The 17,895-nt window shown below is 68.9% G+C and carries 13 protein-coding genes; 5 read left to right on the top strand and 8 right to left on the bottom strand.

All coding sequences use genetic code 11. From position 1 onward, the window contains the following. Window positions 1-176: 176 nt before the first annotated feature. Window positions 177-2,093 (top strand): flavin-containing monooxygenase, encoded by a 1,917-nt coding sequence (locus tag ACFVH2_RS10180; RefSeq protein WP_378422076.1) that lies wholly within the window; start codon window positions 177-179, stop codon window positions 2,091-2,093. Window positions 2,094-2,172: 79 nt separating this feature from the next. After that, window positions 2,173-3,639 (top strand): MFS transporter, encoded by a 1,467-nt coding sequence (locus tag ACFVH2_RS10175; RefSeq protein WP_378422074.1) that lies wholly within the window; start codon window positions 2,173-2,175, stop codon window positions 3,637-3,639. Between the two features lie 15 nt (window positions 3,640-3,654). Here ACFVH2_RS10175 and ACFVH2_RS10170 read toward each other — a convergent pair whose 3' ends face one another. After that, window positions 3,655-4,581 carry a winged helix-turn-helix transcriptional regulator gene (locus tag ACFVH2_RS10170; RefSeq protein ID WP_378422072.1) on the bottom strand — a complete coding sequence of 309 codons (927 nt, stop codon included), beginning with the start codon at window positions 4,579-4,581 and terminating at the stop codon, window positions 3,655-3,657. Between the two features lie 254 nt (window positions 4,582-4,835). Between ACFVH2_RS10170 and ACFVH2_RS10165 the strand changes: the two genes are divergently transcribed. After that, the gene (locus ACFVH2_RS10165; RefSeq protein ID WP_378422070.1) at window positions 4,836-6,074 is read left to right on the top strand and encodes an acetyl-CoA acetyltransferase; all 1,239 of its coding nucleotides are present in this window, start codon (window positions 4,836-4,838) and stop codon (window positions 6,072-6,074) included. A gap of 104 nt (window positions 6,075-6,178) precedes the next feature. Here ACFVH2_RS10165 and ACFVH2_RS10160 read toward each other — a convergent pair whose 3' ends face one another. The 7 genes from ACFVH2_RS10160 to ACFVH2_RS10130 all read right to left on the bottom strand — a co-directional run bounded on the left by ACFVH2_RS10160 (window position 6,179) and on the right by ACFVH2_RS10130 (window position 15,194). Continuing rightward, entirely contained in the window at window positions 6,179-7,660 is a 1,482-nt protein-coding gene (locus tag ACFVH2_RS10160; RefSeq protein ID WP_378422069.1) for a carotenoid oxygenase family protein, read from the bottom strand. Between the two features lie 2 nt (window positions 7,661-7,662). Continuing rightward, on the bottom strand, window positions 7,663-8,187 hold the full coding sequence (locus ACFVH2_RS10155) for a PaaI family thioesterase (RefSeq protein ID WP_378422067.1): 525 nt from the start codon (window positions 8,185-8,187) through the stop codon (window positions 7,663-7,665). A gap of 2 nt (window positions 8,188-8,189) precedes the next feature. Next, window positions 8,190-9,929 (bottom strand): class I adenylate-forming enzyme family protein, encoded by a 1,740-nt coding sequence (locus ACFVH2_RS10150; RefSeq protein ID WP_378422065.1) that lies wholly within the window; start codon window positions 9,927-9,929, stop codon window positions 8,190-8,192. Window positions 9,930-9,966: 37 nt separating this feature from the next. Continuing rightward, window positions 9,967-11,163 carry a thiolase family protein gene (locus ACFVH2_RS10145; RefSeq protein ID WP_378422064.1) on the bottom strand — a complete coding sequence of 399 codons (1,197 nt, stop codon included), beginning with the start codon at window positions 11,161-11,163 and terminating at the stop codon, window positions 9,967-9,969. 2 nt (window positions 11,164-11,165) lie between these two features. Continuing rightward, entirely contained in the window at window positions 11,166-12,827 is a 1,662-nt protein-coding gene (locus tag ACFVH2_RS10140) for an aldehyde dehydrogenase family protein (protein ID WP_378422062.1), read from the bottom strand. Window positions 12,828-13,005: 178 nt separating this feature from the next. Further along, the gene (locus tag ACFVH2_RS10135; RefSeq protein ID WP_378422060.1) at window positions 13,006-13,947 is read right to left on the bottom strand and encodes a winged helix-turn-helix transcriptional regulator; all 942 of its coding nucleotides are present in this window, start codon (window positions 13,945-13,947) and stop codon (window positions 13,006-13,008) included. A gap of 53 nt (window positions 13,948-14,000) precedes the next feature. Continuing rightward, window positions 14,001-15,194 carry a thiolase family protein gene (locus tag ACFVH2_RS10130; RefSeq protein ID WP_378422058.1) on the bottom strand — a complete coding sequence of 398 codons (1,194 nt, stop codon included), beginning with the start codon at window positions 15,192-15,194 and terminating at the stop codon, window positions 14,001-14,003. Between the two features lie 93 nt (window positions 15,195-15,287). Here ACFVH2_RS10130 and ACFVH2_RS10125 point away from each other — a divergent pair, with 93 nt between their 5' ends. Together ACFVH2_RS10125 and ACFVH2_RS10120 are read left to right on the top strand one after the other, a co-directional pair. Continuing rightward, a complete protein-coding gene (locus tag ACFVH2_RS10125; protein WP_378422056.1) occupies window positions 15,288-16,847 on the top strand; it encodes a class I adenylate-forming enzyme family protein in 1,560 nt (519 codons plus the stop codon). Between the two features lie 44 nt (window positions 16,848-16,891). Then, on the top strand, window positions 16,892-17,857 hold the full coding sequence (locus ACFVH2_RS10120; RefSeq protein ID WP_378422054.1) for an NAD(P)H-dependent flavin oxidoreductase: 966 nt from the start codon (window positions 16,892-16,894) through the stop codon (window positions 17,855-17,857). Window positions 17,858-17,895 lie beyond the last annotated feature (38 nt).

The raw sequence follows: 17,895 nt of genomic DNA, 5'->3' as shown, positions 1-17,895 counted from the left end.
CCCTTTGGAAGAAAAGTGAACTCTCAGTATGGAAATCGTAATACAGGTATGGACAAACGGCCCACGGTCCACCTAGTGTGCCCTGCATCACATCGGTACCGGATCTGTCCGTCCCGCCCCGCGGGAATCGGCGTGCCGCGCAGCGGATCCGGGCCCGTTCTCGAGAAGGAGCGTCGATGTCTTCCGTTACCCACGCCTCGCCGCCCGTCCCGGTCGATCGGGATCGGCTGCGGCGATGCCTCGAGTCGGCCGATCCGGCGGTCCTGCTCGCGGTGCTGGTGCAGCTGACCGGCGACGCGTCGCTGCTGGACCGCTTTGCCGGGCAGATCTCCCACGTGCCGGACCCGCCGGAGATGGCGGCCGTCGCTCCGGCGCCGATCGCGGGCGAGATCGTGGACCGGCTGACCGAGGCCGTGGCCGGCGGCGCGCGGCCCGACGGCCGGGTCGACGAGGAGTTGTTCGGTCGGCTCGCCGCGCTCGCACTGGGTGTCCCGGTCCCCGACGAGTTCGTGCCGATGCTGCTCGAACAGGGCGGATTCCGGTTCTACCAGCCGGTCGTGCCGCGGACGACCCCGATCCCGGCCACCGTGAGCGTCGCGATCGTGGGAGCGGGCCTCGCCGGGATCGCCGTCGCGATCGCCGCGGCCCGCGCAGGCGTGGCGTACGAGGTCTTCGAACGAAACGGTGATGTGGGCGGGACCTGGCACATCCAGAACTATCCGGGGGTCGCGGTGGACACCCCGGCCGCGTACTACTCGCTCTCGAGCGCGCTGAACCCGGACTGGTCCAGCTACTACCCGAAGGGCGGTGAGTACCAGGACTACCTGCGTGCGGTGGTCGACGAGCACCGGATCCGGGACCACACGAGATTCGGGACCGAGGTCGAGGCGCTGCGGTGGGACGACGAGGCCGCCCGCTGGGAGATCCACTGGCGAGGCGCCGACGGCGGTCGCGGGATCGCGTACGCCTCAGCCGTCGTCACGGCCGCCGGCTACCTCAACCGGCCCAAGTATCCCGACGCCCCGGGGCGGGGCGAGTTCGCCGGACTCAGCGTGCACTCCAGCGAGTGGGACCCCGAACTGGACCTGGCCGGCAAGCGGGTCGCGGTGATCGGCGCCGGGTGCACCGCGGTGCAGATCGTCGACTCGCTCGTCGGCGACGTCGAGCACCTGACCCTGTTCCAGCGGCAGCCGCACTGGGTGGCCCCCCGCAAGCGGCGCTCCGACACCGTCCCGGAGGAGCGGCGGTGGCTGGCGAAACACCTGCCGTACTACGCCAACTGGATCCGGCTCAAGTCCTTCTGGGGCTCGTCGGACAATGCCTATCCGGTGGTCGTGGTGGACCCGGAGTGGGCCGAGGGGCACCTGTCGATCTCGCCGGCCAACGACTTCCTGCTACAGGACTGTCTGGCCTACATCGACGAGACCTTCGGCTCCGGGAGCGAATTGGCGCGGAAGGTGACACCCGACTTCGCGCCGTTCGGCAAGCGCATCATCCGCGATCCGGGCGGCTACTACCGCGCCTTGACCCGTCCCGACGTGGACGTGGAGGTCGAGGCGATCGACCGGATCGTCCCGGACGGGATCGTGACAGCGGACGGGCGCCTGATCGACGTCGATGTCATCGTGTACGCGACGGGATATCACCTGGATTTCCTGTCCACCATGGAGATTCGTGGCCGTGACGGGGTGACCCTGGGCCAGGAGTGGGCGGGCAACAACCCGCGCGCGTATCGCGGCGGCACCGTCCCCGGCTTCCCGAACCTGTTCGTCACCTCGGCCCCCAACGCCAATCCCGGGCACGGTGCGGGCAACAACTTCGCGATCGAGGTGACGGCGCACTTTCTCGTCGAGTGCCTGCAACTGCTCGCCGAACGCGAGGCGACGTCGCTGGAGCCGACCCGGCAGGCCTACGACGAGTACAACGCGCGGATCGACGAGGCGATGGAGCGCACCGTGTGGCGGCACACCCCGAGCGCGCACACCTACTACCGGAACGACTCGGGGCGGGTGATCGTCGCCAGCCCATGGCGGCTGATCGACGTCTGGTCCGAGCATCGAGCGCCGGTGGAATCGCACTTCCGGCTCAAATAGCCCGAGCCTTCCCGAGTAGCCCAGCGTTCTGAAGTTGACTCCGGCGGTCCCGACCGCCCCGGATGAAAGCGGGTCGCACATGTCCTTGTCCACATCGCCTGGCGGAGCCAGGGATTCCTCCGCACTGCGGGCTCCGTCGCCTGCCGCCGAGCGTCCCACCAGCTATTGGATTCGCACGCTGCTGATCCTGCTGCTGCTCACCGAGCAGTCCGCGCTCGGGTTCTCGCTGATCGCGCCGACCCTGCCGAAGGTGGCGAACGAGTTCGCCACCCCCAACGTGGTGTGGGTGATGACCGCGTTCACCCTCTCCGGAGCGCTCGCCTCGCCGATCCTCGGCAGGTTGGCGGACTCGTACGGCAAGAAGAAGATGCTCGTCGTGACCGCCACCATCGGCGCGGTGGGGGCCCTGATCTCAGCGGTCGCACCCACGTTCGCGATCTTCGTCCTGGGCCGGTTCCTGTCCGGTGCCGGATTCGCCTGCATGGCACTGGGATACACGCTCATCCGGGATGTCTTCCCGCCGCGGCTGCAGCCGATCTCGATCAGTATCGCGAACACCGGTGTCGGTGCGGTCGGGGTGGGTGCACTGTTCCTCAGCGGGGTGCTCATCGACCACCTCGGATTCCGTTCGGTGTTCTGGTTCGCATGTGCGTTCTGCGCGGTCGGTGCGGCGCTCACGGCGCTGTTCGTCCCCGAGACCGACATCCGTGCGCGGTCGCGGATCGACTGGGCCGGTGCCGGACTGCTCACGGCGGCGATGCTGTCGATCATGCTCGGCCTCTCGCAGGGCAAGGTCTGGGGCTGGAGCGATCCCCGCATCATCGGCCTGCTGGTGCTGGCCGTCGTCGGGTTCGCCGCGTGGGTGTGGTGGGAGCGCCGGACCGCCGAGCCGCTGATCCGGATCGACCTGATCTCCAATCCCGCCCTGCGTTTCGTGCTGATCGGCGGCGGATTGGCCTACGGCGCAACGACGCTGCTGGCGACCATGGTCCCGATGCTGCTGCAGTCGTCGGCCGAGCCCTACGGGTTCGGGCTGTCCGCGACCGAGATGGCGCTGTGGCTGCTGCCCGGCCAGTTGATGATCGTGGCCAGCGGGTTCTTCGTCGGCGCCACGGCGAAGTCCATCGGGTTCCGTCGGCATCTGATCCTCGGCGGTCTGCTCATCGCGGCCACCGCCGTGATGCTGTCGACGGTCCCGAGCCTGGCGGCGGTCGTGGTGGTGGCGTGGATGATCTTCGGATTCGGCTGCATGATCTATGCGGCCGTCCCCAACCTCGCCCTGCTCACCCTTCCGGAAACCGAGCGTGCGGTGGGGTCGAACTTCGTCGGGGTGTCCCAGACGCTCTGCGGCACCCTCGTCTCCACCATCGGCTTCGCGGTCCTGGCCGAGAACGTGATCGGTGCAGGTGCGCACGGAGTGGTGTACGCGGAGAGCGGGTTCCGGTACGCCTTCCTGGTCGCGGCCGCGGCGGCCCTGATCGGCGCACTCGTCGCGATCGCGGTGCCGCGGACTCGCGTGCCCGCGCCGACGGACCCGGCCACCTAGGAATCGGGTGCGGTGTCATCGCCCGGCGCCGGACCGTCGGAACTCCGTGTCGGCTCGGTGCAACACCGAATTGCAGGCATTGCAGGTGTACTGGGGTTCGAGCAGGTGCTCGCCTGCGCTGTGCACGATGGTCAGGCCGGAACGTCCGTCCTCGGACAGGCGACGCGCCGCCCAGGCGTTCAGTGCGGCGAACACGGGAAAGAAGTCGAGGCTCTTGGGCGTGGTGCGGTACTCCTGACGGCGCGCGCCGTCCACGATCGGCGTGCGGACCAACATCCCGTTGTCGACGAAGTACGCGAGGCGGTCGGTCAGGGTGACCGGCGAGATCGACCCGAGCCGGTCCTGGAAGTCACCGAACCGGCGGTTGCCCTCGAGTGCTGCGGCGAGCAGGAAGGTCGACCAGCGATCCGCGAGCACGCTGGTGGAGTCCATCCCCGGCGCGTCACCCTTCGTCGTGCGCCGGGACCGGCGGTCGGCGACGTCGACGAGGAGCGGCGCATCGACCTCGGTCCGCACGTCGCGGGCGGTCACCCCGATCGCCTGGCACCCGCCGCAGCCGAATATCGGGGTGATGAGGTGCCCGCACGTCAGGTGACGAAGATGGGTCGTCGGTCTGTCGGGCGCCCACGGTGCCCAGTGGCGGTCCCAACTCCACAACGCGACGAACGCCAGCCACAGATCGTCGCCGAGATCGGTGAGGCGGTACTCGTTGCGCGGCGGTGCGGTCGAGTACGGATGAGCGTCGAGGATTCCGTCGTCGATCAGCCGACCTAGGCGATGCGAGAGGACGGCGTCCGAGATCCCCAGCTCGTCACGTAGTTGCCCGAAGCGCTCGGCGCCGTCGAGGACGGCCCTGATTATCTGCAGATTCCACCTGTCGCCCGCGATGAGCAGGGCTCGCCCCAGCGCGGACGATGCCGGAGGGGCCGGGACTGGGGACATGCCGTCAATGATCGCAAACAGGGTCGGGTCGGGCGCCGAGGTGTCCTGGAGCACTCGTCGGCTCAGTGGCTTTTCACTGAGAAGTAACAGCAGCAATTGTTACTCCAGCGTGTCAGGAGTGCGCTGCCGTGATCGGCAATATGTCGTTGCACTGCTGGTTGATTCACTAATGCGATCGCCGAGGCAAGTCACTATGAATCTTGTAGTAATGGCGCTCCTTGGCTAGCCTGAGGTGCGACAACTAGGAGGAACAGATGACGAACCCCGTGTACGTGCTCGGAGGAGCCCAGACCGACTTCGCGAGGAACTGGTCGAAGGAGGGACTTGGACTGGTCGACATGTTCGCCGAGGTCGTGCCTGCCGCACTGGTCGACGCGCGAGTCGACGACCATGAGGTGGGAGTCGTGCACGTGAGCAATCTCGCCGGTGAACTCTTCGCCGGCCAGGCCCAGCTCGGCGGCATGGTCGTCGCGGCCGTGCCCGGCCTGGACGGTCTGCCGAGTACACGGCACGAGGCGGCGTGTGCCTCGGGCAGCACCGCGGTCCTCGCCGCGTGTGCGGACATCGAATCGGGCCGCTACGACGTGGCGCTGGTGGTCGGGGTCGAGCTGATGCGCAATGTGTCAGCACAGACGGCCGCCGAGTACCTGGGCACCGCGGCGTGGGCGGGGCGCGAGGCGCTGGGGGTGAAGTACCCGTGGCCCGCGCTCTTCGCCGAGATCGCGCAGGAGTACGCACGGCGCTACGGCCTCGACCACGCACATCTCGGTCGTTTCGCCGAGATCGCGTTCTCCAACGGATCCCGCAACGGCCTTGCCCAGACCCGGGGCTGGGAGTTCCCGGCGGGGTCGTTCGCCGAGGACGACGAGGTGAACCCGATCGTGGAGGGGATGCTCCGCAAGACCGACTGTGGCCGCATCACCGACGGCGGCGCCGCCGTGGTGCTGGCCGGGCCGAGGTTTGCACAGGATTGGGCGCAGCGGACCGGAGCCGACCTGGACCAGGAGGCCACGATCGCCGGGTTCGGCCATCGCACGGCGACCCTGCTGCTCGCGGACAAACTCACCGAGAGCGCCGACCAGGACTACCTCTTTCCGCACCTGCGTGGAGCCGTCGAGGACGCCTACCGGCGGGCGGGAATCTCGGGGGTCGACGACCTGGACGTCGCCGAGATCCACGACTGCTTCACCATCAACGGCCTGGTGACGCTCGAGCACATCGGACTGGCAGACCCGGGCAAGGGCGGCGAGGTGCTGATGGACGGCACGATCGAACGTGGTGGACGGCTCCCGGTGAATCCGACTGGTGGGCTGATGTCGCACGGGCACCCGGTTGGCGCCACCGGCATCCGCATGGTCCTCGACTCGGCCCGGCAGGTCACCGGCCGGGCGGGAGATCATCAGGTCGACGGCGCCCGCCGCGCCCTCACCGTCAACATCGGTGGATCGTTCACGACCGCAGTGTCCACCGTCGTCGTCCGCGGCGCCCGATGACCGGCGGCGGCATCGCCGGATGCTGGGCGTAGCAACGCAAACGACCAAGGTCTCCCGGGCGGGGTGGTTCTCGGACCACCCCGCACCGGGAGACCTTCATTCGATCAGGAGCGGGCCTCGGACAGCTGATCGGCGCGTACCCAGGTGGCATGGAAGCCGGAGGGAACCCGGCGCGGCAGCAGCACCCGCGCAATCGGTCCCGCCGCGACGTCCTCGGCGTCGAAGATGTTGATCTCGCCCCGATCCTCGGCCTCGTCGTTGACGAAGCACACCAGGTAGCCGTCGGTCTCTCCCGTGGATCCGTCGCGCGGTGCGAATGGGGCCTCCGAACCCCAACGGCCGGAACCGAACTTGTGCTCTTCCTTGGTGCCGGTCAGCGAATCGAAGCGCACGAGACCGTCGAAGAGCAGGGTCGGTTCGTTGCCGAGGCTCATGTTGTACGAGTACCGGTGTGAGCGACCCATCACCCGCGAATCCACGCTGGGGAACTCAATGTTGGCATTGTCGAGTTCGGTCTCGACGGTGGACCCGGTGCGCAGGTTGAAGCGGTACCGGTACAGCTGCGCATCGAGCCGCATGTACGCGAGCATGTTCGACAGGGGCGAGGCGAAAGTCGTCTGGTGCTGAGGGTTCTTCACCCGGCACACGTCCATGACGATCTCGTCGCCCTCTTCCCACGAATTGACGACGTGGTAGATGTAGCACGGCTTCACCTCGAACCAGCGCACGTCGCTGCCGTTGCCGTGGCGGGGAATGACCGCGAATCGAGCGGGCAGTTCCTGGTCGTAGAAGATCCGGTACTTGCCGGCGCGACGCGCGTCGTGGTCCTGTACCAGCGGCAGGTCCATGAGGATCGAGTAGTTGGCGGTGATCCCGATGTCGTGCGGAAGCCGCGGACCGGGGAGATCGATCTGCGTGAGGTGCGTCTGACGACCGTCGGCGCCGATGATGCCGTAGCGCAGGAAGTCCTGGTCGGGCCCGTAGTCGAACCAGATCAGCTCGCCCGTGGCCTCGTCGACCTTCGGGTGGGCCATCATGTCGCCGGCAAAGGTTCCCAGGAAGTCCTGGGCGCCAAGCGTTTCCAGCGACATCGGGTCCACGGCGTAGGGCGTCCCGCAGAGGTACCACGTCGCGAGGACCTGGCCGCGGTGGTAGATGACGTCGGTGTTGGCGGAGTCCTTGATCCCGAGGCCGTGTCCGTTGCCCCACGGATTGTCCTTGGGGTTCTCCATGAGGCCGGTCCACAGGGCACGGCCCGCCTCGGACTCGTCCTGGAAGGCCTTGGTCTGGACGTACCGATTGCGGTACCGCACCTTCCCGTTGTCGAAGTGTGCGGCATGGATCATGCCATCGCCGTCGAACATGTGATAGCGGCCCGGTGCCTCGAACTGCCGGTTCGGGCCGTTTCGGAGGTACACGCCGTTGAGGTCCTTCGGGATCTCACCGATGACGGTGAGATCGTCGAGGGTGAGTTCGTCGTGGACCGGCGCGAACACCCCGAGGGTGTACGGATTGTCGTCGGTGGCGTCGACCGGGCGAGCGATGGCGACGGGGTCGCCGTTCGCGCGGGGCTGGGTGGAAGTCATGCCTACTCCGCTTCGGTGGTATGGGTTGGTTGAGTGGTCGAATACTGTTGCGGTGCTGAGGGGTAGAGCACCATCTGGGTGCAACGGAAGAGCGCGATCGCCCTCCCGGCACCGTCGCGGACGGTGGCGTCCCACACCTGGGTGCGCCGCCCACCGTGGATGAGGGTTGCCGCAACGGTGACCGTCCCGGACCGTGCGGTGCCGAGATAGTTGGTCTTGAGTTCGAGTGTGGTGAACCCGGACGCCTCGGAGGGCAGGGCCAGCCGCGCGCCGACGCCACACACCGTGTCGGCCAGTGCCACGACGGTGGCCGCGTGCAGGTATCCGTTCGGTGCCAGCAGTTCCTCGCGAACCTGAAGTTCGCCGGTGACCGTCGCCGCCGATGCCTCGCGGATGCGCATGCCGACCAGGCCCGGGAACCGCCCGTCGAGCATCGCGGTCATCTCGTCGGCGATGTGCTCGCCGGACCCGGTCGGCGTCTCGCGTGGCCGGCCGACCGGCGTCGCGTGGGCATCTGGTGATCCCATGGTCAGCCGACCTTCACGACCTCGCCGCGAATGTCGCGACGCTGCAGCTTTCCGACCGGGTTCCGGGAAAGCTGCTCGACCGTGACGAGTCGCTCCGGCAGCTTGAACGACGCGAGGTCCTTGGCCCGCAGGAATTCGACCAGATCCTCGAGCGTGATGTCGGACCCGTCCTTGGGAACCACCACCGCACAGCACTTCTCGCCGAGGACGTCATCGGGATACCCGACGATCGCCACATCGGCGACGGCGGGGTGGTCGATGAGAATCCCCTCGATCTCGGCCGGAGCGATGTTCATCCCGCCCCGGATGATGATCTCCTTGCTCCGGTCGACGAACTTGAGGTACTCGCCGTCGTCTCCGCACAGCTCGAATATGTCTCCGCTGCAGAGGTATCCGTCCTCGTCGAATGGGCTCGATGGCGCGGTTCCCTCGAGGTAGCCGGCGAAGATCGTCGGTCCCTTCAGTCGGAGCTCGCCGCGCCCGCCGACCTCTGTCACCTGCTCGCCCGTCGCCAGATCCACCAGGCGCGCGGACGTGCGCTCGGCCACCTCGGTGGCCCACGACCTGCTCGGTGCGCCGTAGTTCGGCAGGTATTCGGCACGAATCAGCGGGTCCGGCGTGTCCGAGGGGGCGCCGAGCAGGCACACCCCCTCGTTCGACCCAAAGAAGTTGAGCACCTCGACGCCGAGCGAGTACTGCCAGTCGCGCACCACGCCGGGGGGCAGCGGAGCACCGCCAGAACCCACGCGGCGGAGCGCGGACATGTCGTATGCGGTCCGAAGGTCCTCGCGCTGCAACAGCATGGTGAGGATCGCGGGCGGCATGCTGGTGTGGGTGACGTGGTAGCGCTGGAGCTGATCGAGATAGACGGCCAGGTCCAGTGGGTGGTGGTGGACCACATGACCGCCGCCGAGCAGCCACGGCAGCAGCGAGGTCGCGAACCCGGCCATGTTGACCATCGGGAACGGGTTGAGCATGACGGAGGCCTCGTCCGTCTCCAGTCCGTCCTGAACGGCCTGCCCGATCGCGATCCAGTCACCGTGACACCGGGGTACGCCCTTGGGCGCCGCCTCCGTGCCGCTGGTCCAGCAGATCGTGATGCAGTCGTTCACCGACCGGGGCAGGGCCGCGTAGGCGCGGCGCACGGCATCGACCGATTCGTCGGTGGCGGGGGCCGCGTCCAGCGGCCGGCCACGGTTCGACGAGGGCGGACCGAAGGTGAACACGGTGCGCAGGGAGGGCAACTCGCCGATCAGACCGAGCGCCTCCTCGGACGGCGTCCGGTCGCCGAAGCTATTGACGGTGACAACCGCTACGGCCGCTGAGGATTCGACGATCCGGGTCAGTTCGAATCGTCGGTACGAGGCCGGCATCGGGGCCGCGATCGCTCCGAGCCGCCACAGGGCGAAGTAGGTCGCGGTCAGGGCGACGGAGTTGGGCATCAGTACCGCCACGACATCGCCGGGACCGATTCCCGACTCGTGCAGCTTCGCGGCCAGGTCGTCGACGCGTGCGTTCAACTCCTGCCAGGTCAGTGTCTCCGGCTCGATCCCGCACAGCGCGGGCAGGTTCGTCGGATCGGTCACCGCGGGGGCAGTGCCGCGGCTACGGACCTGGCCGTCGAGGAGGTCCAGCACGGTCAGCGGCGACCACCAGTGGTGCTCGAGGTAGTCGTCGACACGGCTGTCGGGATGGCATGGGCGTAAGCGGTTGGCGGCGTGGCCTGCCGAGATGGCGTTCATGGCGTCCTTTCGTGCGGTGGTCTGGGGGGGTAGTGGGTCAGCGGAGGCGGCGGACGACGACGGCGGCGCCGAGCCCGAGCGCCGCCGGGATGGTCACCAGGGCGTACTCGCCGTCGACACGGGAGAGCTGATCGAGGGCGTTGACGAGGAGGGCTCCACCGCCGGCGCCAAGCGGGTGTCCGGTGGCGAGCGATCCGCCGAGCGGATTGACCTTGTTCGGATCGAGCCCCAGCTCCCGGATCATCACCAGGACGGACGTGGCGAAGGATTCGTTCGCCTCGATCACGTCGAGTTGTCCGGCGGTGATCCCCGCGTTCGCGAGGGCACGCTTGGAGGCGGCGACGGATGCCGTCAACAGCGGCGAGCGCACGGCGGCGTGGGCGACGCCCACCACCTCCGCGATCGGCTCGCAGCCGATCCGATCGCGCGCCGCGGGGGACCCGAAGACCGCCATCGCCGCACCGTCCGCCATCTGCGGGGCGGTGGCGGCGGTGTGCAGTCCGCCGTCCGGACGCCCGACGGAGGGCAGACGTTTCGCCACCCTGCTCCACGACGGGTCCTCCCCGAAGAGGGTGGCGAGTTCGGCGAGTGACGCGACACTGACGTCCGGTCGGGGTCCCTCGTCCCGCTCGAGGATCGTGGTGGCGCCCGACCGGACGGGGATCACCGACCTCGACGGCGGGGCCGCTGCGGCGCGCTGATGAGAGGTCACCGCGTAGGCGTCGAGATCCGTTCGGGTGAAGCCATATTCGGCTGCGGTGAGGTCCGCCGAGACGCCGATTGTCACGTAGCCAGTGCGGTCGCCGAGCTCCTCGTCGTCGACGAAGGCCGGCCGGTCCGACAGCATCGGCACCCGCGACATCGACTCGACGCCCCCGGCGACGACGACGCCGGCGATGCCGGAGGCCACCTTGGCGGAGGCGGACTCGATTGCGTCCAGTCCCGAGCAGCACAGGCGGGAGACCACCCCGGCGCCGACATGGTCCGGCCAGCCGGCCCAGAGCACGCCGGCGCGGGCGACGTTGCCGCCCTGTTCACCGGCGGCGGTACTGGTCCCGACGATGACGTCGTCGACCGTGTCGGCAGGGAGTCCGCGATCCTGCAGGGCGGACAGCAGCTGGGCGAGAAGTTCGTGTGCGGGTACGTCGGCCAGCGTGCCGCCCTGACGCCGGACCCGGGCCTTCGGCGTGCGGACCGCGTCGTAGATGTACACGCCGGTTGAGAACTGGGACATGGTCACTCGCCTTCGATCTGGCGACGGTCCTGGACGATTCGGAATCGCCCGGCGATGAAGGACTCGTCGGTGAGGGTCGCGTTGCCTGCCGGGTTGAGGCCGGTGACGTGGTAGTCGCTGTAGGCGGCCGCGAACTGCATGGGCATCGAGGACACCAGGTTCGCCGACAGGGAGGCGCCGGCGTCCGCGTACGCGTCGGCCACCTCGTCGATGACGGCGTCATCGGTGCAGTAGAGGTACGAGCTGATCGCGCCGTGACTGCGGACGCTCGCGGTCGCGTGCGCGACCGCGGACGCGGTGTCGGCGCAGTCGACGAGGAACGCAACCGGACCGAACTGTTCGCCGTCGGGAAGCGTTGCGCCCCGACGTGGGTCGACCCGGATGACCAGCGGGGTCGCCGACCGGGCCTGGGGGTAGTCGGGATGGGCGTACGCCGCCGGACGGCGGAGCAGGGTCCCACTCGCCTCGGCCTCGTCCGCGAGCGCGGTGATCGAGTGCAGCGTCGCGTCGGACTGCAGCGCGCCGCAGACCGCCCCGGCGCGGCGGGGTGCGCCGGCGAGGTCGTCGATTGCCGACAGGAGGGCCGCGATGACGTCGTCTCGTGCGATCACGCCGTCGTCCGTGCGCACGCCGGCGTCGGGTATGTAGATGTTCTGGGGGGTGGTGCACATCTGGCCACTGAAGAGCGCGAGACCTCCGGCGAGCGTGCGCATTGCGGCAGGCAGGTCGGACACGGAATCGAGGACGACGGTGTTGACGCCCGCGGTCTCGGTGAACACCAGGGTGTTCGGGACGTTCCGTTCCAGCCACGATCCGAACGCGGGGCTGCCGGTGAAGTCGACGATCCGCACCTCCGGGCTGGTGGCCAGGTCCCCGGCGACGGGGGCGTCCGTGGTGTCGACGACGAGCTGAACGGCGTCGGCAGGCAGCTGCGCTTCGGCCAGCACCTCGCGCATCACGCCCACCGCGAGCGCGGTCGCGAGCACCGAGCGGGGGTGCGGCTTGACGAGGACCGGGTTTCCGGTCGCGAGGCTGGCGAGGATCGCGGGGTAGGCGTTCCACGCGGGGAACGAGGCGCACGCGACGACGAGTGCGGTGCCGAGGGGTCGGACGCGGAATCGCTTCCGCAAGGTCACGTCCGACTTGCCGAATCGCTGCTGCCACGTCACGTGTTCGGGAACCCGGGTCATGGCCGACCAGGCCATCGCCACCGCCTCCAGGCCGCGGTCGAGCGCGTTGGTCCCGCTTCCGCTGCAGGCCATGTTGAGGCTCTGGCCGGTGGTGTGCGAGGTGACGGCCGCGAACTCCTGGCCGCGGCTGTGAATCCGGTGCAGTGCCTCGAGGCAGACGCCGACCCGCCGCTCGACACTTGCATCGCGGAGGGCGGTGGCGGTGGCCGCCGCGCCACCGAGCGCCTCGTCCAGGGACGGCGCGCTGTAGCTGACGTTGAGCGCTTTCCCGGTGTACGGCGAGACCTCATCGGCGGTGATCACCGAGTCGGTGGGAGACGAAAGCGTCAGGGTGGCACCGTCGTAGGCGCCGACGAGGGCGTCGGACTGAGCGGCGTCGGGCGGGGTGATGGGCGCGTATCCGGTCCACGCGATGCGGGTGCGGTTGGCCTCTGCCGCGGCCTGCAGCAGATCGAGGTGGGTTTCGAAGAACATGGGCACTCGTTCCTGTGTCAACAGATTTGTGCGAGATCAGTCAGTCATCGGGAGATGCGTTCGGATGCGGGAGCACGCCCGCATTGCCCGAAGTAACTACTGTTATTGAAGTGAACCAGGACACAGCGCGGGTTGTCAACGGTCGACGACGTCGGACCGTTTGGTGAGAGTGGTTCGCCTAGCGCAGGAGCTGGGTGCCGAACGGGAAGGGCTCGAAGCGCACGGACGTGCGTTCCAGCCTCGCCTCGCAACCGCGGCAGCGCAGCGCCGGGAGCAGCCAGGAGCCACAGTCGGTGTGGCGGAGTTTCGGGCCGAGCGGGAGTGCATCGGGATGCGCGACCTGCGTCCACGACAGCAGGAACGCGAAGATCGGGAACAGTCCTCGTCCGCGCGGGGTCAACACGTACTCGCGACCACCGCCGTGTTCGCTCCGGGCGAGTATCTGCACCTCGGACAGTCGTCCCAGTCGCTCGGTGAGCGTTGTCGGCGAGATCTTGAGGATCGACTGGAACTCACCGAAGCGGCGAACACCCGACAGTGCCAGGCCCGTGACCAGGGCGCTCCAGCGGTCGCCGATCGCCTCCATGACCTCGGTGAACTGCAGATCGACCCGGCTCACCGACGGGGCATTGCGTGTCGATCGCCTTCGCCCGCTCCGTGCCGCGAGAACCAGAGATTCGGGGTCCAGTTCGAGTTGCGCATCCCGCGTGCTGACCGCGCCGTCGCAGTGTCGGCACATCATCGCCGGTGGTCCCCGGTGGCCGCAGTCGATGTGCACCAGCTCGGGTTGCAGCAGCCCTTCCGGGGACCATTCGCGCTGCCATGCCCAGACGCTGGCCAGGATCTCCCACGTCGCCATGCCGAGTTCGGTCAGGAGGTAGTCGTGGCGGTCGCCGCCGTTCGGCTGTGGCCTTCGCTCCATCAGGCCCGCCTCGACCAGCGCGTTCAATCGCGCCGTCAGCATGGCCGGCGGCGCACCGGTTCGGTCGATCCACTGGCTGAATCGGCGCACGTGATCGACGAAAGCCTCGCGCAGGATGGCAAGGGTCAGCCGGTCGCCGAGCAGGTCGATCGTTCGGGCAACCGGGCTCTGCGGTGCGGCGGCCCCGGAATCGGCCACGTCACCCACCTCCCGGTACTGCCCGCGACGATCACGTCCCGCGGATCGCTTGTTCAGGCCTCCAACACAATAGCGATGCCCTGTCCTACGCCGATGCATGCGGCCGCGACCCCGATGCCTCCGCCGAGCCGGCGCAGATGGCGCAGGCAGTCGACCACCATCCGGGCCGCCGACGCGCCGAGCGGATGCCCGAGCGCGATGGCCCCACCGAAGGGGTTGACCCGGTCGGCCGGGATACCGCGGAGTTCACGTAGGCAGGACAGGACCATCGCGGCGAACGCCTCGTTGAGCTCGAGCACTCGAACGTCGGCGAGCTCGAGACCCACGCGGTCCAGGGCCTTTCCGATGGCGGCGACAGGCGCCAGTGCGAACTTGTCGGGCTCGGCGCCGACCACCGCCGCGGCCAGCACCCGGCCGAGCGGTTCGACACCGAGTTCGTCGGCGACGGCTCCGGTGCCCACCAGCGCGGCGACCGCTCCGTCGCTGATCGGAGACGAATTCCCGGCGGTGACGCTGCCGCCGCTGGAGAAGGCCGGCCGCAGGGCGGCCAGGGTCGCGGCGTCGGTCTCGCGGATCGATTCGTCGCGGTCGAGGTTCGGGTGCGGCAGGGCGAAGCCGTCGTGCACGCCGTCCGCCCACGCCCTGCCCGCCAGCTCATGGGACCGAAGCGCCCATTCGTCCTGCTCGGCCCGGCCGACGCCCAGCTGCTGTGCCACCAATTCCGCCGATCTGCCCAGGGTCTCCACCCAGGCCGCGGGGAATCGGGGGTTCGGCATGCGCCATCCCACGGTGGTGGGGATCAGCTCCATCGACCGGGGGAACGCGGAGTCCACCGGCGGAAGCACGTACGGTGCGCGGCTCATGCTCTCGGAGCCGCCGGCGATCGCGATCTCGGCGTCGCCGACGGCGACACGCCTGACCGCGGACAACACCGCTTCGGCGCCGGAGCCGCACAGTCGGTTGACCGACACGCCCGGAATCGTGTGCGGGAGTCCGGCGAGCAGTACCGCCATCCTGGCCACGTTGCGGTTGTCCTCGCCCGCGCCGTTGGCATTTCCCCAGACGACGTCGTCGATGCGGCCGGGATCGAGCGTGGGATGCCTGCGGACCAGGTCCGAGATCGGAAGTGCGGCCAGGTCGTCCGCCCGCACGTGGGAGAGCGACCCTCGGGCCGCGCCGAACGGGGTCCGGACTGCGTCGATCACCCACGGTGCGCGTCGGTCGGAATGGGAAAGGCGTTGGGTCATGGTGGCTTCCTCCTCTGCGGTCGGGGCGCGGTCCTTGCGGAAATTCGCCCGCCGTTGTCTACTTCAATAACTGTAGCGAATGAAGGGAGCCTCATGTCCATAGCCGACGTGGTACGTACCGCGGCAGATCGGTACGGGCCCGCGATCGCGCTCGAGGACGGCTGCGGATCACGAACGTTCACCGAACTGTCCGATCGGGCGCACGCGCTCGCCGCGGGTCTGCACGGCCTCGGCATCGCGGTGGGGGGCCGGGTCGTGGTCCTGCTCGGCAACGCCCTCGCTGCGGTCGAAGTCGATCTCGCGCTGGCGATCGGCGGATTCGTCCGGGTCGCGCTCAATCCGCGCGTGGGTCCGGCGGATTGGGAGCGCGTCATTCGCGACTGTGAAGCGGACGCGCTGGTCGTCGACCCCCGGATCGACGGCGCGGCCGAGTTCGCTGCCCGGGCGACAACGCCGACTGTGATCACCGCTGCCGCGGCGTCGTCGATCCGGCCTTCGCTCGACGAGTTGGCGGCCAGTGGCACGGGCCACGCCGCGATGCCCCCACCCGATCCGGATTCGCTGTGCGCGCTGCATTATTCGTCCGGGACGACCGGAGTCCCGAAGGGCGCCCAGCGGACCCACGCGAACCGCCTGGCTTCGCTCGCCGCGATGCGCGACCAGGTGCTCACCGGCACTCTCGACGGCGCCGAGCCGGCGGTGTTCCTGCACGCGGGCCCCGTCATTCACACCAGCGGGTTGTTCGTGCTGCCGTTCCTCGAGGCAGGCGGGCGTCAGGTGCTCCTCGATCACATCGGCCCGGCGGGTCTGATCGATGCCGTCGAGGCGCACTCCGCGACCCACACCGCGCTGGTGCCCACGGTCATCGCGCGACTGCTCGACTTCGACGACGCCCGGCTTTCGGTGATGGGGCGGATGCGCATGCTCGCGTACGCGGGCGCGCCGATGCCGGTCGAGCACATCCGGCAGGCATACCACCGCATCACGCCCAATCTCGTTCAGTACTACGGCATGGTCGAGGCGATCCCGCCCCTGACCGTGCTGACCGCGGCGGACCACCGTCGCGGTGTGCTCGAGAACTCGGACCTGCTCGGCTCGGTGGGCCGCGCCTGCCCGGAGGCGGCCATCGCGGTCCGCGCCCTCGGCGCCAGCGTCCCCGACGGGGAGATCGGCGAGCTCGTCGTCGCAGGTCCCGCGGTCAGCCCCGGCTATCACAATGCGGGCACGCGAACGGACCTGGGCAAGAGTCACGTCGACGGCTGCCTGTACTCGGGCGACCTCGGCTACCGCGACCCGGACGGCTACATCCACCTGACCGGTCGAAGCAAGGACATGATCATCACCGGCGGGTACAACGTCTATCCGCGCGAGGTGGAGGAGGCGATCTCCGCGATCCCCGGGGTCGACGATGTCGTCGTGGTCGGGCTGCCGGACGTTGTGTGGGGGCAACGCATCGTCGCCGCGTACACCTCGGCTGCCGACGCGACGGTCGACGACGCTGTCGTGCTGGCGGAGAGCCGCACGCGACTGCCCGACTACAAGCGCCCCAAGGCCGCGCGCCGACTCGACCGTCTGCCGTTGACCGCGCTGGGAAAGGTCGATCGGGCTGCTGCCGCCGAGTTGCTCGACGCCCTCGTCCGAGCCGCATCGTGAACCCCCGCAAACACTTACACCGAGAGATCCCGAAAGAGGACACCATGACCGACTCGTTTCCGACCACCCTGCGGCTGCCCGTCGTCGCGGCACCGATGTTCCTGGTGTCCGGCCCGGAGCTCGTCACCGCGGCCTGCACCGCAGGCATCGTCGGCTCCTTCCCGACGCAGAACTGCCGCACCGCGGCGGACCTCGACACCTGGATGGGATCGATCACCGACGAGCTTCGCGCGGCCGAGGTCACCGCAGGCTCCGTCGCCCCGTGGGCAGCGAATGTGATCACGCACAGCAGCAACGCCCGTCTCGAGGACGACCTGCGCCTCATCGCCGAATACAAGCCGCAGATCGTCATCACGGCCCTCGGGTCCCCGAAACCGGTGATGGACATCGTCAAGGGATACGGCGGCACGGTGATCGCCGACGTCGTGAACCTGCGCCTCGCGCGCAAGGCCGCCGACGCAGGCGTGGACGGCATGGCCTGCGTGTCGGCGGGCGCGGGCGGACACACCGGCCACCTGTCGCCGTTCGCGTTCACCTCTGCCGTGCGCGAGTACTTCGACGGGATGGTCATCGTCGGCGGCGGCATCAGCGACGGTCACGGTGTCGCGGGCGCGATCACCGCCGGCGCCGATCTGGTCTACATGGGCACCCGGTTCCTCGCGGCCGAGGAGAGCATGGCGGTGGACGGGTACAAGCAGATGGTTGTCGACCACGGGCCCGACGACCTCGTGATCAGCTCCGCGATCACCGGCACCCCGGCCTCCTGGCTCAAGCCGAGCCTCGTTGCCTGCGGGCTCGATCCCGACAACCTGACACCGCCCACCGGGGACAAGAACTACACCGCCGGTGCGGAATCGATGAAGCGGTGGAAGGACGTCTGGGCTGCCGGCCAGGGGCTCGCGCCCATCCGTGCGATCGAACCGGTGAGCGCGATCGTCGAGAGGATCGAGGGCGAGTACGTCGCTGCGCTGCAGCGGTCGAGTCAGTTGATCGCGCCGGCCTTGCGCTGAGGGCGCGGCGCGCCCGGGCAGGCTGCCGCCAGGACGCC

This window comes from Rhodococcus sp. NPDC127527, from assembly GCF_042672245.1.
Classification (GTDB): Bacteria; Actinomycetota; Actinomycetes; order Mycobacteriales; family Mycobacteriaceae; genus Rhodococcus_G.
This window is presented reverse-complemented; position numbering and strand designations above follow the sequence as displayed.

What these genes read in the sequence shown, in the direction of transcription:
- ACFVH2_RS10180 (WP_378422076.1), top strand. Translation starts at nt 177, where the DNA reads ATGTCTTCCGTTACCCACGCCTCGCCGCCCGTCCCGGTCGATCGGGAT.
- ACFVH2_RS10175 (WP_378422074.1), top strand. Translation starts at nt 2,173, where the DNA reads ATGTCCTTGTCCACATCGCCTGGCGGAGCCAGGGATTCCTCCGCACTG.
- ACFVH2_RS10170 (WP_378422072.1), bottom strand. Translation starts at nt 4,581, where the DNA reads ATGTCCCCAGTCCCGGCCCCTCCGGCATCGTCCGCGCTGGGGCGAGCC.
- ACFVH2_RS10165 (WP_378422070.1), top strand. Translation starts at nt 4,836, where the DNA reads ATGACGAACCCCGTGTACGTGCTCGGAGGAGCCCAGACCGACTTCGCG.
- ACFVH2_RS10160 (WP_378422069.1), bottom strand. Translation starts at nt 7,660, where the DNA reads ATGACTTCCACCCAGCCCCGCGCGAACGGCGACCCCGTCGCCATCGCT.
- ACFVH2_RS10155 (WP_378422067.1), bottom strand. Translation starts at nt 8,187, where the DNA reads ATGGGATCACCAGATGCCCACGCGACGCCGGTCGGCCGGCCACGCGAG.
- ACFVH2_RS10150 (WP_378422065.1), bottom strand. Translation starts at nt 9,929, where the DNA reads ATGAACGCCATCTCGGCAGGCCACGCCGCCAACCGCTTACGCCCATGC.
- ACFVH2_RS10145 (WP_378422064.1), bottom strand. Translation starts at nt 11,163, where the DNA reads ATGTCCCAGTTCTCAACCGGCGTGTACATCTACGACGCGGTCCGCACG.
- ACFVH2_RS10140 (WP_378422062.1), bottom strand. Translation starts at nt 12,827, where the DNA reads ATGTTCTTCGAAACCCACCTCGATCTGCTGCAGGCCGCGGCAGAGGCC.
- ACFVH2_RS10130 (WP_378422058.1), bottom strand. Translation starts at nt 15,194, where the DNA reads ATGACCCAACGCCTTTCCCATTCCGACCGACGCGCACCGTGGGTGATC.
- ACFVH2_RS10125 (WP_378422056.1), top strand. Translation starts at nt 15,288, where the DNA reads ATGTCCATAGCCGACGTGGTACGTACCGCGGCAGATCGGTACGGGCCC.
- ACFVH2_RS10120 (WP_378422054.1), top strand. Translation starts at nt 16,892, where the DNA reads ATGACCGACTCGTTTCCGACCACCCTGCGGCTGCCCGTCGTCGCGGCA.